The organism is Providencia sp. PROV174 (assembly GCF_028480685.1).
Taxonomy (GTDB): Bacteria; Pseudomonadota; Gammaproteobacteria; order Enterobacterales; family Enterobacteriaceae; genus Providencia; species Providencia rettgeri.
The window spans coordinates 35770-51595 of sequence record NZ_JAMPOT010000014.1 but is presented as its reverse complement, the minus strand read 5'-3'; the positions used below and the strand labels follow the sequence as shown (position 1 = coordinate 51595).

Sequence of the window (15826 nt, the reverse complement as noted above, 5' to 3'; positions counted from 1 at the left end):
CTATACTCTGGTAACTAGCTAAAACATAAGTAAGCTAACGTCACTAATAAGCCATGAGGGAAATATAACTACAGTCACTCTTGGCTCTTAATTTGCTGCCAAAGCGCCTCCATCTCCTCAAGTGTAGCACTTTCTGTAGACTTGCCACTTTCAGATAAACTTTTTTCTATTTGCCTAAAACGTCGTTCAAATTTACTGCATGCTTTTTGCAGGGCAATTTCGGGCTTGTGGCCTAAATGGCGAGATAAGTTAACCGTCGCAAACAGTAAATCACCAATTTCCTCTTCAAGACGCGCACCATCAATAACCACCTGAGTGGCTTCTTCCATCACTTCTTCAAGTTCTTCCTGGACTTTCCCAACCACTGGACCAAGGGTATCCCAATCAAAACCCACGGAAGCACAGCGCTTTTGAATTTTATAGGCTTTCATCAAGGCAGGTAATGAATTTGGAATATCATCTAATACCGAAAATTGGGCTTTTACAGCTCGTTCCTTCGACTTGCGCTTTTCCCAACCATCAATCACTTCAGCACTACTCAATGTATTATTGGCATCAAAAATATGAGGGTGGCGATATTCGAGCTTGTCACTCACCGCTTGGCAAATATCATTGAAATCAAACAATGAATTTTCATTCGCCATTTGCGCATAGAAAACGATTTGGAATAACAGGTCTCCCAACTCACCTTTTAAGTCGTCAAAATCTTCACGTTCTATCGCATCAAGCACTTCATAGGTTTCTTCAAGTGTATAAGGCGCAATCGTTTTAAACGTTTGCACTTTGTCCCATGGACAGCCTGTTTGCGGATCTCGAAGCTGCTTCATAATTGATAATAAACGTTCGATTTGAAGATTTGCCTGACTCATTGTATTAACCTTTAATTTTTTTGTTTCTAGTTGTCCTTTATCCCAAACTTATCAGAGTTGATGAGCAATCGACAAATTTTTCCCAAAAAAATAAATTTTTGCTAACTAACTCATGAAGAAACAGAAGTTGTATAGAAAAGAATAATTAAAAACATGAAGAGAGGGATTTTTAGAATATAAATATACCGATTTTCAAAATAGTTTGAATTGTAGGTAGGCGGCAAGCGAAGATATCTCGGGGAGCATACACAAGTATGTGACCCGAGTAACTAAGCGCAGCCAACACCCCTACAACTCAAAATATGAAGAAAATCACTGAGAATGACGTTTTGCTTCTATAACATCCGGCAACTGATTCAGCTTAGCTAACACCCGACTCAGCACCTCAATGTTATACAGCTCAATAGTCATATCTATCGTTGCCAATTGCTGTTTTACATCACTGCGGCTACTGACACCAAGCACATTGACTTTCTCATTTGCTAATATTGTCGTGATATCACGCAGCAAGCCGCTACGGTCATTAGCTATAACTCTAACCACGAGAGAATAACCACTCGAGTAGTTTTCTCCCCAGACTGCATCTATTACGCGTTCTGGTGCATGGCTTTGCAGCTCAGCTAATTGTTCGCAGTCTGCACTGTGAATAGAAATACCTCGTCCTTTCGTGATAAAACCGACAATTTCATCCCCTGGAATTGGCTGGCAGCAGCGTGCAATATGGTGCATTAGGTTACCAACCCCTTCAACCACCACTCGACCGCTACCATGAGATGGTGCTCTTGGGAGTGAAGACTTACTTTCTAATGTCTTCATTGCCGCACGGTCTTCTTCTTCGGCAGTGGCTTTATTAAATTTGCTTTGCAGGAAATTCACTAATTGGTTGATACGAATATCACCGCCGCCAATTCCAGCCAAAACCTCATCCAATGAATGAACATTGTAGCGTGCGATTAGTAGTTTTTCTGCTTCACGAAGGCTGATATCAAGCTGTGATAGTTCGCTATCTAAAATTTGACGCCCTGCAAGGATGTTTTTATCTCTATCTTGTTTGCGGAACCAATTTTGGATTTTAGCTCGCCCACGGCTGGTTGTGACATATCCTAAATTAGGGTTTAACCAGTCGCGGCTTGGATTTGGATGCTTTTGAGTAATAATTTCAATTTGATCGCCCATTTGTAATTGATAGCTAAATGGGACAATACGCCCACCTATTTTTGCACCAATACAACGGTGACCGACATCACTGTGAATATGATAAGCAAAATCAAGTGGTGTCGAGCCTGCTGGTAAATCCACCACATCCCCTTTTGGAGTAAAGACATACACTCTATCATCAAACACTTGGCTACGAACTTCATCTAGCATTTCGCCAGAATCTGCCATTTCTTCTTGCCATGCGATCAGCTTACGTAACCATGCAATGCGGTTTTCGTAACTACTGCCTTTGCCAATGCCAGTCGCGCCCTCTTTGTATTTCCAATGGGCCGCGACCCCCAGCTCTGCATCTTCATGCATTTGGCGGGTGCGAATTTGAATTTCAAGCGTTTTGCCGTTTGGCCCTAACACTACTGTATGAATAGATTGATAACCATTAGGTTTCGGGTTCGCCACATAGTCATCAAATTCATCAGGAAGATGGCGAAAATGGGTATGTACAATCCCTAACGCAGCATAACAATCTTGCAAACGTTCAACGACAATACGCACTGCTCGCACATCAAACAGTTCATCAAATGCCAATGATTTTTTCTGCATTTTACGCCAAATGCTATAAATATGCTTAGGCCGGCCGTAGATATCTGCTTGAATACTCTCTTTTAACATGTATTTACGTAAGGTTGTAACAAAAGTATCTATATACTCTTCACGGTCAATACGACGTTCATGGAGAAGCTTTGCGATTTTCTTATATTCATCGGGATGCAAATAACGGAAACAGAAGTCTTCTAACTCCCATTTCAATTGCCCAATTCCTAAGCGATTTGCTAGGGGGGCATAAATATTTGAGCACTCTTTAGCCGCTAAAACGCGCTCATCTTCAGTTGCATCTTTGACTTCACGTAAATGTGCAATTCGTTCCGCTAATTTAATGACAACGCAGCGGAAATCTTCCACCATCGACAATAGCATACGGCGAATATTATCGACTTGTGTCGAACTTGTTTCACTCGATTGCGTGGCTTTGAGTTGACGAATCGCATCCATTTCCAGCACGCCTTTAACGAGCTCATGAATGGATTGACCAAATTCATCAATAACTTCTTGCTCTTCCAACTTCCCCTCTTCCACTAAGGGAAAAAGTAAAGCTGCTTGTAAGCTGCCGATATCCATACTTAATGTCGATAGGATTTCGGTCATTTCAATACCGCGCCACAGCAACAGAGGGGCGATTTCTTGTCCGGCTAGTTTATCGTGACAATATTGCCAGGTATGGATGAGCTTTTCTTCTGATTGTTTATTGCTCAATCCCAGACCGTTAACCCACTTTTCTGGGGCAAACTCACCTGCTGGGGTAAGATGCGCACTTCTTACTGCAACCATATATTCTCCCTACCTATTAAACCTCTGGGCGACGGATAAATAACGCCATTGATTCTAAATGGCTAGTATGCGGAAACATGTCTAGCATCCGCAACTGTAATAACTGATAGCCCCCATCAAGTAAAACTTTGCTATCTCTTGCCAATGTTGTGGGGTTACATGAAACATAGACAATTTTTTCTGGCATCAGTTTAATTAAATGTTCCATAACACCAGCGGCTCCGGCTCTAGCTGGGTCTAATAATACTTTATTAAAGCCATGAGCCGCCCAAGGTTGTGTGTGTATCTGGGTTTCTAAGTTTTCATTATAGAATGTCGCATTACAAATAGTATTGAGCTGTGCGTTATTTCGTGCCTGTTTGACTAAATTTTCCACACCTTCAACACCCACAACGGATTTCACTAGCCGTGCGATAGGCAACGTAAAGTTACCCATTCCACAAAAAAGGTCTAATACCCTATCTTCACTGTTTAGATCTAACCATGCTAAAGCTTGTTCTACCATCAACTGGTTAACTTGCCCGTTCACTTGAATAAAATTTAATGGGTTAAATTTTAGTATCTCCCCAGCAACTTGATATTCAGGTTGTGGCGAATTTGGTGATAGAGCCTGTAAGTTTTCATCATTACCTGCTAACCAGATAGACACTCCGTGCTGATTTTCAAAATCGCTTAACTTTTGAGTATCTGATAACGAAAGAGGCGTTAAATAACGAATCAATACAATTTTGCTATTGTCTGCATGAATAAGTTCTACGTGGCCCAGTTTTGCTTTATTACTGAGCTGGTTAATGCATTCAGAAAGTGGTTTTAATAAGATATCCAGATCAGGGGATAATATAGGGCAATTTTTTATATCAACTAATGTGTTAGATTGAGATTGACGAAACCCCATAACGACATTTTTATTTTTAGGCTGATATTGTAACCCCAACCGAGCTCTGCGACGGTAGCCATATGACTCACCATAAATCACCTCGGTACAGGATATATCTTGCGATGTTTCACGTCGCATCAGATAAGCTAAAGCATGAGCTTTGCTTTCTCTTTGTAGTGCAATGTCAACATGTTGCTGTTGGCACCCTCCACATTGGTTAAAATAACGACACCGTGGCTTGACTCTTTGGGGGCTCGTACTCAGGCGTTTAATCACCTTTCCTTTAGCAAAATGCCGTTTCTCTTCCGTCAATTCAATTTGGGCTTCTTCTCCAGGCAATAAGCCTGTTACAAAAATGGTTTTTCCTTCGATACGGGCAACACCTTGCCCTGCGGCATCAAGGCTATCAGCAACAACCGTGATTTGACGGTGTGGGGTGGTACGGCGATTAGGAGAGTAAAATTGAGCCATAAAGTAGTCACTACAGAGTATTAAGTTATAAAAATCATGATTGCCGAGTTTTCAATTTTAATGCGTTGTTTTTTTCGCTAATTAATCAAGGAAAATGGCTAGGCTATTATACCTGTTTTCCTATCATTTGATTGACTACTTTTCTATTTTTATTCCGCTCTTCAGTTATTGCATCAATTGCTAACCATAAATTTACGATATTCTTCATAGGCATAGTGGTCTGTCATACCGCTAATATAGTCTTGAATCAAACGAGCTCGATAATAAAACTCAAGGATAGATTTATCTGCTTCATTCGTTGCAGAAATTTTCTCAAGTGCTTCCGTGTAAGATAAGCGATGCTTATTAGATAACTTATGGAATAACCTCGTTTCAATGAAAAAATGCTTGTGGTAATTTTTGTCCACAAGGTCAGCAAAATCACCTCTATCCATCATCAATAGCGGACTATAAAAATCTAATAACCCACTGATAATTCGATAGCCTTGTAACTCTAACTCTTCAACTTCATGGTGATTAAATACATGTTTAAAAGCCACTGTTTTCAGTACTTTTAATAGCCTATGCTCTGGGCTCTTATCTTCTAACAAAGCACTGTTAAAAGTGCCGTTATAAATTTCAGGTAGATTCTTAATGAATTGTTGTGCGCTGTAATGAGACAATTTTCCTGTGATATTTACGCGCAAATACATAAAGAATTGATCTTGCTGAATGCGCCTTGTGTGGTTGTCACTGATATTATTGAAAGCTCGCATAATGGTTTGATCGAATAAATCATTTTGTTCAATATTTCCCCATTCTACTTTTAAATACTCAATCAACTGCTCAACAGTAAAAATTCCTTTTTCCGCAGCATCATCCAAATCAGCAATACAATATGAAATATCATCAGCCGCCTCCATAATATAGGACAACGGGAAACGGCAATATTTTGCCATATCGAGCTTTTTAGTTAGCTCACTAACAAAGTCCACTTCTGACCAATAATAGCCTGGTTTTTTCATCAAATAATCAAACTCAGGTGGAATTGGCGCCAAATCATAAGCTCCACGCGTATACTTTAAAATAGAACCCACTTGCGCATAGGTTAAATTTAATTTGAGTAAGCGATGCGCCATACGTAACCCTTGGGCATTACCTTCAAATGAGCATAAATCCTGCTTTAATTGACGACGGAATAAATCTTGCTTTTCATTTCCAGTTAACTGTAATGCAGGTATTTGGCATGGATCAGGGGAATTGGGGGTATATAAGTAACTTGGCGATAGTAATTTAGTAAACCACCGTTGAATTGCAGCCTCACCAAAGTGCCCAAATGGTGGATTGCCGATATCATGCATTAAGCACGCCATTTCGACTAAGCTCTCAAAAGCATCACACCGCTCATCTAGCCCATAAGGTTCAAGTAATTTTTTCTTTTTTAGTTCGCCTAAAACCGTTTTACTGATGTAACGGCCAACCTGCTGTACTTCTAATGAGTGAGTTAAGCGACTGCGCACTGCTGCATTTTGCTCTAAGGGAAAAACTTGTGTTTTTTGTTGTAAGCGGCGGATGGCAGCTGAATTAATAATTCGCCCACGGTCACTTTCAAATAAGCGATTCACCGCATCTTCATCTTTAGGTGAAATTTTTTGGTTTTTCGCACTGCTCATGTAGTTGCGCTGAAAGTTTAACTTCTTAACAAAATTAATCTCACCCACTCTGCCACCTTCCCTATCTCGATTGATGCTTCATTATATAGCCTAAATACAGGAAAAAAACTTCACGACTCACCTTTCAATGTTACACTTCGTGCATCTTTGTAATTTCGTTGTCTAAATCTGAGTTGTTGCAATTAAAATTGCGAACCCACTCGAAGAATACAGCAATAACACAATAAAACATTATCGTCCCTAGTCAAAATATTGACACTAATAGTGCAAATTGAGCAGGGAAAAGGAGACAAAATGAAAGTTGGAATAATTGGTGCCATGGAACAGGAAGTGGCAATTTTGCGCTCGCAAATAGAAAATTGCCAAACTATTAACCGTGCAGGTTGTGAAATTTATACAGGTCAAATTAATGGTGTTGACGTTGCGTTATTAAAATCAGGTATTGGTAAAGTTGCAGCCGCAATCGGTACAACGCTATTACTGGAGCATTGCCAACCAGATGTGGTGATTAATACTGGCTCTGCTGGTGGTTTAGACCCTCGTTTAAACGTCGGCGATATCGTCGTTTCTACTGAGGTTCGTTACCATGATGCAGATGTGACAGCATTCGGTTATGAACCTGGCCAAATGGCACAATGTCCACCCGCTTTCGTCGCAGATACTAAACTGATTGAAGTTGCTGAGCAGTGCATTCAGTTATTGGACATGAACGCTGTTCGTGGTTTAGTTTGTAGCGGTGATGCTTTTATTAATGGTGCTGAACCACTGGCTCGCATCAAGGCTATGTTCCCGCAAGTTGCGGCAGTAGAAATGGAAGCCACTGCGATTGGACAAGTGTGTCACCAATTTGGTATCCCGTTTGTCGTCGTCCGAGCCATTTCCGATGTGGCTGATAAGGAATCCCACACAAGCTTCGATGAATTCTTACCAGTTGCTGCCCGTCAATCGTCATTAATGATCACTGCAATTTTATCCAAACTCGCTTAATAATCCTCATAAAAAGTATAACTAATTGTTAGTTATACTTTTTAATGCCACGATGAATTTTGTTATGAAAAAAATAACACATTATTTCTCCCTTACTATTACTCTATTATGTGCTTTATTGGTGGCTTTTTCTGCTCTAGGAGCGGCAAAGCAACGCGTTATCAGCTTATCACCTGCCAATACTGAGCTTGCTTATGCAGCAGGACTTGGGGATAGCTTAATTGCGGTTAGTGCTTACTCCGATTACCCAGAACAAGCAAAAAACCTAGAGCAAGTATCTGATTGGCAAGGTTTAAATGTAGAGCGTATTATCGCACTTAGGCCTGATTTAATCCTCGCATGGCAAGGAGGCAACCCTCAACGCCCTCTTGATCAGCTTGCGAATCTCGGCATTCCAATTATTTATTTTGACCCTCAAACCATTGATGATGTCATCAATTCAGTCACTGAGTTGGCACAATACAGTCCAAACCCAGAGCTTGCACAACAAAATGTGGAAAGAATGCGCGCTGAGCTAGCTCCTTATCAAAATAAAAAAATTTCTAATAACAAACCAAAGAGAGTGTTTATCCAGCTCGGCACTCAGCCTTTATTTAGCGCGGGTAACCACACGCTGCAAAATGATGTCGTCGAATTTTGTGGGAGTGAAAATATTTTTGCTAATAGCTCAGTTCAATGGCCACAAGTCAGTCGTGAACAGGTACTCACTCGCAAACCAGATGTAATAATCATGACGGGCTCAGCAGAACAGGAAAAAGCAGTGAAAGAATTTTGGCACTCCCAGCTCAACGTCCCAGTTATTCGGTTAAACGAAGATTGGTTTCATCGAGCAGGCCCAAGGATTGTGAACGCGACCGAACAACTGTGCAAACAGTTAAACTCACTATCCAATTGATAATTGATAATTAAGAATTAAGAATTAAGAATTAAGAATTAAGAATTAAGAATTAAGAATTACAGAAATTTTCTAAATAGTTCGAGGTGTGGCAAGGCTGCAAATGAAGGTATCTCGGGGAGCATACATAAGTATGTGACCCGAGTAGCTGAATGAAGCCAACACCGCCACAGCTCGAAATATGACGAAAATTAGACGCTGAAGGACGAACCACACCCACAAGTAGACTTAGCATTCGGGTTAGTCACAATAAAACGTGAACCTTCCAAACCTTCGGTATAATCAACACTTCCGCCGACTAAATATTGTAGGCTCATTGGGTCTACGACAAGAGCAACACCTTGCTTTTCAATTGTCATATCGCCTTCGTTGATTTGGTCATCAAATGTGAAACCATATTGGAAACCGCTGCATCCGCCACCAGTGATATAAACACGCAGACGCAGATTTGGGTTGTCCTCATCAGAGACTAGATCTTTAACTTTAATTGCTGCCGCATCAGTAAATTGCAAAGGCAGAGCTGCATCATCACTCATTTTTTTACTCCAAACCGGTGACCGGTAAATTCATGCGTAGGCTAAAACCTACTCAGATCAATTAACCTAATTATCCGCCACTTGACTAAATGGTTCAAGTGTTGTTACGCAATTAGACACATTGTGCATATCTTCGTATCAATATTTGGTTTAATTGGTGTGGTGCTTTAGAATGAGAGCAATTTTTTTCTTAGCCTCTTTCTGGAGCCCTGCGATGTCACAATCTGAAAAACTTTACGCACAAGCAAAAGAACAAATCCCTGGTGGTGTAAACTCCCCTGTTCGTGCTTTTAATGGTGTTGGTGGAACCCCATTATTTATTGAAAAAGCGGATGGCGCTTATATTTATGACGTTGATGGTAAAGCCTATGTGGATTACGTTGGCTCATGGGGACCGATGGTATTAGGCCATAACCACCCTGAGATCCGAGATGCTGTGATTAAAGCGGTCCATAAAGGGTTAAGTTTTGGTGCACCGACTGCCGCCGAAGTTGAAATGGCTGAATTAGTTTGTGAGTTAGTGCCATCTATGGATATGGTACGCATGGTGAATTCAGGTACTGAGGCAACCATGAGTGCAATTCGTCTGGCTCGAGGTTACACTGGCCGCGACAAAATCATCAAATTTGAAGGCTGCTACCATGGCCATGCAGATTGCTTATTAGTCAAAGCAGGTTCTGGGGCGCTTACGATGGGTGAACCAAACTCTCCGGGCGTCCCCGAAGATTTTGTAAAACACACATTAACTTGTACCTATAATGACCTAGCTTCAGTTCGCCAAGCATTTGAAAATTATCCAGAAGACATTGCCTGTGTGATTGTTGAACCTGTTGCTGGAAATATGAATTGCGTACCACCAACGGATGAGTTCTTACCGGGTTTACGTGCATTATGTGATGAATTCAATGCCGTACTCATCATTGATGAAGTTATGACTGGCTTTCGCGTCGCATTAGGTGGTGCACAAGATTACTATGATGTTCAACCTGATTTAACCTGTTTAGGTAAAATCATCGGTGGTGGTATGCCTGTGGGTGCCTTTGGTGGCCGCCTTGAAATTATGGAAAAACTAGCCCCAATTGGGCCAGTTTACCAAGCAGGAACCTTATCTGGTAATCCTGTCGCGATGGCGGCGGGTCTTGCTTGTTTAAAAGAAGTCTCTCAACCGGGAGTTCACTCACGTTTAAATGAATTAACAGAAAAGTTAGCTCGTGGTTTAAAACGTGTTTCCCAAGAACAGGGTATCCCGATGGTTATCAATCACGTCGGTGGTATGTTTGGTATTTTCTTCACCGACGCACCAACAGTGACTTGCTACCAAGACGTGATGCAATGCGACGTTGAGCGCTTTAAGAAATTTTTCCACTACATGTTAGAGCAAGGCATTTACCTCGCACCTTCTGCTTTTGAAGCGGGTTTTATGTCTATCGCCCACAGTGATGAAGATATTGAGAAAACAGTTAAAGCGGCAGAAACAGCGCTGCTGAAAATCAAAAAGAATTAATTCATATTGAAATTACGGAGGTGAAATGTTACCTACTTTCACCTCTATTCTTTTACATCGGTAACGAAAGATTGGATAGCCACCAGTTGCAGCCTTACACCACAATTTTCTAACTCATTAATTCTCTAATTCTCTAGCCCATTAATTCTCTAAATAATTCAGCCTGTAGCTAGGCGGTCAGCGAGCTAGAGCCTAGGAGCATACAATAGTATGTGACTAGGTCTAGTGAGTGCAACCAACAACGCTACAGGTTGAAGTATGACGAGAATTTAGGGATTATTGCCAAACATATCCTTCACCCAATCCGGTGCATCATCTTGCTGCTCGCCATTATTACCATTTAAATCCCAAACTGGGGCTTCGTTTTCAGACGCTTGGCATAACCCTTCTGGGTTATCTGTCCAAATCGGTAACATTCTGCCTCCACCAAAGTTTGAGCAACTTAATTGGCCGTCAGCTGTGACTTGCATCTCAACAATACCCTCTGGCGCGCGGTTGATGAGTGCCAATGGCGCTTGGTTATCTAAGTAACGTTGGTACACTTTTAGTGCCCCTGTTGCCCCTGATAACTGTGTTGGGCCATTATTGTCACGACCAACCCACACAATTGCGACCTCTTTACCATCAATCCCTGCATACCAGCTATCACGCAAGTCATTCGTTGTCCCTGTTTTACCCGCTAAATTATACTTGGCATATTTGGTCAACAACACTCGCCCCGTACCTTGTTTAACCACTTGCTGCATACCATACAATGTGAGGTATGCTGCTTGGGAAGGTACTGCTCGTTCCGCTGACGGGTAACTTTGGTATATTTCATTACCATCTCCATCAATAACAGAACGCAATGCCGATAATTTCGCACGATTACCGTTACCACCAATAGTTTGAAAAACTTGTGCGACTTCTGCCGGTGTTAGGTTAACTGCCCCTAAGAACATAGCGGGCACTTTTTCCATCGCCGCTGCGGGAGCTCCTAAGCGTACAAAAGTGTTAAACACTTGGTCTAAACCGACCTCTAGCCCTAAGTTTACCGTTGGAATATTTTGTGATTTTGCCAATGCATCAACTAACATCATACGACCGTTGAAATTACGGCTGTAGTTTCTTGGGCTCCAGTTTTGATTCCCGACTTTTACTGTTAATGGCTCATCTTTTAACCACGTATTTAAACGAAAACGGTCTGGTTCACTGAGTGCAGCGAGGTATACCGGTGGTTTTGCTAGGGAACCAATACTACGCCGTGCATTTAACGCACGGTTAAACCCTGAAAACTGTGGTTGAGAGCCGCCAACCATCGCGCGCACTTCCCCATTAATGCGATCAACAACTACCATTGCACCTTCAATATCATCTAATTTACGAGATTTACGTAAATCAGCGACACCGTTCTCAACTGCATTTTCAGCCGCAGTTTGAGCCACTGGGTCTAAAGTGGTAAAAATTTTCGCGCCGGAGAGTTCTTTGACTTTATCGCCCAATTTTTCATTGAGTTCTAAACGAACCATTTGCATAAAGGCAGGTTGAGAAGCCACCAGCCCTTCTTTGTTTTTCACACCGAGAGGCCTTGCGCTTAGCACTTGATACATTTCTTGGTCAATCACGCCACGCGTTTCCAAGATTTTCAGCACGATATTTCGGCGTTTAATCGCATTTTGTGGCTTAGTCCAAGGGTTATACGTTGATGCCCCTTGCACCATTCCCACTAATAAAGCCTGTTGGTCAAAGCTTAACTCATTGATTGGTCGACCGAAATAATACAGGCTCGCTAATGGGAAACCACGAATTTCGTCATTACCGTTTTGGCCTAAAAAGACTTCGTTCAAATACAGCTCTAAAATGCGCTCTTTGCTGTAGTTGTAGTCCAGTAAAACGGCCATATAGGCTTCATTGGCTTTACGCTTTAATGTACGTTCATTGGTCAAAAACAGATTTTTGACCAACTGTTGGGTTAAAGTACTTCCCCCTTGAACGGAGCGCCCTGCACTTAAGTTAGCAACAACTGCACGGCCAATAGAGTATAAACTGACGCCATCGTGCTCATAAAAGTTGCGATCTTCGGTTTCTAGTAAGATTTTAACCAGAGACTCAGGGAAATCAGATATCGGTAAGACTAACCGTTGCTCATTGTTCGCCGACTGCATCATCGTGATCAGTTTCGGGTCTAAACGGAAAAAGCCAAATGAGCGACCGTTTTCCATGTTTTCAATCTTGCTCAACGCGTTATTTTCAAACACCATACGCGCAAGGATTTGCCCTTCTTTTTGGTCGGGGAAATTAAACGGTCTACGTAAGATTTCGATGCTATTACCACGCACCACAAATTCGCCCGATGTCGTTATCTTACTCACCTTACGGTATTGCATACCCTCAAGTAGGCGCACCATTTCTGCTTGGCTGTAGTCCATACCCGGTTCAAGGTTAACCATTCTGCCGTATACTGCAGCGGGTAAATCCCACACCTTACCATCGAGGCGTTCTTTAATTTGTTGATTTAAATAAAAACCATATGCCGCAAGTAAAACAGCAAACACGATCATCAGTTTGACTAGCAGCCAAAACCAACGCCATTTACTTTTTACCTTCCGAGGTTTGTTATTTTTTGAGCCTTTTTTAGCCATTTGCTCTTCTTCATCTTCATCATCGAGATATTGTTCGTCAATATCATCATCTTCGAATAAATCTTCATCGTCATAGTCATCGCGGTCTCTACGACGGCGGGATGAAGACTGTTTTTTCCCGGCAGCTTTTTTGTTACGCCTGCCGATTGGTTCAAAATCTTTACCTGACATGGTCACTCCATATCACATTACAAAATAACTTAATAACTCACTAGTAATGTCAGTTTAGTGGTTAATTTTGGCCTAGAACCCCAGAGATTTCACCAAAGAAAGCTCTTAATTACATTTCCTTACTCAGTCGGCTCATTGATAGAGCCAATAAGGAAACCCGCTATTAGAGCATAAAAATAGATTATTTCGCACCCATCATCGCTTTTTTTGTTTGTCTTGTTGGCGCAGTATTTACAGGGTCATCTGGCCATAAATGTTTTGGATAGCGCCCTTTCATCTCTTTTTGTATCTCTTTATAGCTGCCTTGCCAAAATGCACCAAGGTCTTGCGTGATCTGTAACGACCGCATGGCAGGAGACAACAGAGAAACTGTTACGGTTATTTTTCCTTGTGCAACAGTCGGGTTCGCTTTTTCCCCGTACATTTCTTGCATACGAATCGCTATGACTGGTGGCTTATCTAATGCGTAGTGAATACTTACATCATGTGAAGATGGCGCTCGATAGGTTACCGGAAACATGCGTTCTAACCACTGTTGCTGCTGCCAATCTAATCGATTAATCAATAAAGAGGCTAAATCAATCCGCTGTAATTTTTGCTTATTTGTTATGCCATCAAGATAAGGCTCTAACCATTCACCCAGCGAATCCAATAGTGCCGCTTCATCAAAATCAGGCAAATCAATATCAGGAAAATACTGCTTAGCTAACGTGCAGCGGATACACAGTTGTAGTGCATCTTCCTGCCAGTTTAATTGCTGCAAGCCATTTTGCTTCAACCAATAAACTAACGCATAACGAATTTCAGTGTTATCAGGGTTGCTTAAACGTTCTGATTTCACCACTAATTGACCGCATTGCAAGCGTTTCCAAGCTAATAATGTCCCTTTTTGTTCATCCCATTCGACCGTTTCTTGTTTGTTAAACAGTGATGGGCAATCTGCTTGTAGTCTGTCAATATCTACAGGGTAAGCCAAGGAAATACGGGCATCTGCCATATTTTCGGGTTGCCATAAAGCCACGACGATTAACCATGGAGAACCGGATAATCTATCCGATTCATTCAATATCGCCCCTAAACCATTCGCCAGTTGATAGCGTTGTTGGTTATCTCGAGATTTCGCTATGTAGTCAGGAAACGCTGTGGCCAGCAACGTTGGTAACCACTCGCTAATGAGTGCATCTCGATTACCAATGGTACTCGATACTTTTTGTTCACAAAGCACTGATGCTCTCTTACACCACCCCTCTGTTGGCCTTTCTATGCAATAGCGAAGGTCTGCATCTTGTTGACGAGGAGGCTCCTCGATAATCGCCACCAACAGTGCGGCTAATTGAATAACAGACTGATTTTGGCTTTGCTGTGCTTTACATAACATTGCCGCTGTTCGTACTGAACTGCCTAACTCCGCCATCTGCTGCCCAAAAGGCGTTAACTTGTTTGCTGCATCAATAGCACCTAATTTGCCAAGTAAATTTTTTGCCGCTGATATTGCCGGTTTAGGGGGTAAAGTCAGCCAGTTCAGCTGTGCGGCATCGTGACAACCCCATTGTAATAAAGATAACCATAAGCTGCTCAAGTCACTTTGCGCAATTTCGGCCTCGCTAAATTGTGCCGCACGCTCAGCCTGCTCTTCACTGAATAAATGCCAGCAAACACCTTCTTCCAAACGGCCCGCGCGGCCTGCACGTTGTGCCATCGACGCTTGGCTAATTCGCTGTTTAACTAGTTTTGTTAGTCCTGTTCGTGGATTGAATTGCCCCACACGCTCAAAACCACTGTCTATCACAAGGCGGATCCCTTCAATCGTCAAGCTGGTTTCTGCAATATTGGTGGCTAATACGACCTTTCGCACTCCTTCTGGTGCTAGTTGAATCGCCTGTTGCTGGGCTTGTAGGGATAATGCACCGTATAAAGGACATAAAAGTATGTCCTCACTAACCATCAAAGCGAGCTCTGCTCTTACTTTCTCGATTTCCCCCATACCTGGAAGAAATAATAATAAAGACCCATCTTCTTGTTGCAATAACTGCCAAGCCGCCAATGCGACTTCTTTATGAAAGAGTTTATTTGGGTTAATCGGATGATATTCACGCATTACGGGGTATGTACGCCCTTGTGAAGTGATAACCGGAGCATCAGGAAACAGCTGAGACAGCCCTTGGTTATCCAATGTCGCAGACATCAATAGAATACGCAAATCTTCACGTAAGGCTTGCTGTGAATCAATTAGCAAAGCGAGGCCAAGGTCTGCCTGTAAATTTCGTTCATGGAACTCATCTAAAATGACTAAACCAACCCCTTCAAGCATGGGATCATTTTGCAGTAAGCGAGTGAGTACGCCTTCGGTAACCACTTCAAGACGAGTGTGGCGGCTAACTTTAGTTTCAGAGCGCATGCGTAAACCGATTGTATGACCAACTTCTTCACCAAGTTGCTGTGCAAGGCGAGCAGCCACTGAGCGCGCTGCCAAGCGACGAGGCTCTAACATGATAACCCGCCCGGTAATAACCCCACTCTTTAATATTTCTAACGGTAAAACTGTTGATTTACCAGCACCTGTCGGTGCATGAAGCAAAACTTGAGGTGAAGCTACTAACGCGGTAAGTATGTCCTCACAAACTCCAAATATCGGTAACACTGGGGTTATCACTCCATGTATTTAACTTTTACTGTTAGACATTGTAGCATTAGCCTCT

General features: G+C 42.1%; 10 protein-coding genes. 3 read left to right on the top strand and 7 right to left on the bottom strand.

Features of this window, described 5'->3' with window-relative positions:
- Positions 1 to 74: 74 nt before the first annotated feature.
- The 4 genes from mazG to dgt form a co-directional block, all read right to left on the bottom strand.
- Positions 75 to 869, bottom strand: a complete 795-nt coding sequence (gene mazG / locus PSE60_RS13195; protein ID WP_272665701.1) for a nucleoside triphosphate pyrophosphohydrolase — start codon at positions 867 to 869, stop codon at positions 75 to 77.
- A gap of 312 nt (positions 870 to 1181) precedes the next feature.
- Entirely contained in the window at positions 1182 to 3413 is a 2232-nt protein-coding gene (relA, locus tag PSE60_RS13190; RefSeq protein WP_272665700.1) for a GTP diphosphokinase, read from the bottom strand.
- 16 nt (positions 3414 to 3429) lie between these two features.
- The gene (rlmD, locus tag PSE60_RS13185) at positions 3430 to 4761 is read right to left on the bottom strand and encodes a 23S rRNA (uracil(1939)-C(5))-methyltransferase RlmD (RefSeq protein ID WP_272665699.1); all 1332 of its coding nucleotides are present in this window, start codon (positions 4759 to 4761) and stop codon (positions 3430 to 3432) included.
- Between the two features lie 173 nt (positions 4762 to 4934).
- Complete coding sequence (gene dgt, locus PSE60_RS13180; RefSeq protein ID WP_272665698.1) at positions 4935 to 6461, bottom strand: dGTPase; 1527 nt, start codon at positions 6459 to 6461, stop codon at positions 4935 to 4937.
- Between the two features lie 246 nt (positions 6462 to 6707).
- Here dgt and mtnN point away from each other — a divergent pair, with 246 nt between their 5' ends.
- Both mtnN and btuF read left to right on the top strand, forming a co-directional pair.
- A complete protein-coding gene (gene mtnN / locus PSE60_RS13175) occupies positions 6708 to 7400 on the top strand; it encodes a 5'-methylthioadenosine/S-adenosylhomocysteine nucleosidase (RefSeq protein ID WP_272665697.1) in 693 nt (230 codons plus the stop codon).
- Positions 7401 to 7464: 64 nt separating this feature from the next.
- Positions 7465 to 8295 (top strand): vitamin B12 ABC transporter substrate-binding protein BtuF, encoded by an 831-nt coding sequence (gene btuF / locus PSE60_RS13170; RefSeq protein ID WP_272665696.1) that lies wholly within the window; start codon positions 7465 to 7467, stop codon positions 8293 to 8295.
- 191 nt (positions 8296 to 8486) lie between these two features.
- Here the strand turns inward: btuF and erpA are convergent, their stop codons facing one another.
- On the bottom strand, positions 8487 to 8831 hold the full coding sequence (gene erpA / locus PSE60_RS13165; RefSeq protein WP_004260480.1) for an iron-sulfur cluster insertion protein ErpA: 345 nt from the start codon (positions 8829 to 8831) through the stop codon (positions 8487 to 8489).
- Positions 8832 to 9045: 214 nt separating this feature from the next.
- Between erpA and hemL the strand changes: the two genes are divergently transcribed.
- Positions 9046 to 10335, top strand: coding sequence for a glutamate-1-semialdehyde 2,1-aminomutase (hemL, locus tag PSE60_RS13160; protein ID WP_272575462.1), 1290 nt, complete (start codon positions 9046 to 9048; stop codon positions 10333 to 10335).
- Between the two features lie 269 nt (positions 10336 to 10604).
- Here the strand turns inward: hemL and mrcB are convergent, their stop codons facing one another.
- Positions 10605 to 13127: a bifunctional glycosyl transferase/transpeptidase gene (mrcB, locus tag PSE60_RS13155; protein WP_272665695.1), complete on the bottom strand. Its 2523-nt coding sequence runs from the start codon at positions 13125 to 13127 to the stop codon at positions 10605 to 10607.
- 181 nt (positions 13128 to 13308) lie between these two features.
- Positions 13309 to 15768: an ATP-dependent helicase HrpB gene (hrpB, locus tag PSE60_RS13150; protein WP_272665694.1), complete on the bottom strand. Its 2460-nt coding sequence runs from the start codon at positions 15766 to 15768 to the stop codon at positions 13309 to 13311.
- Positions 15769 to 15826: the final 58 nt, after the last annotated feature.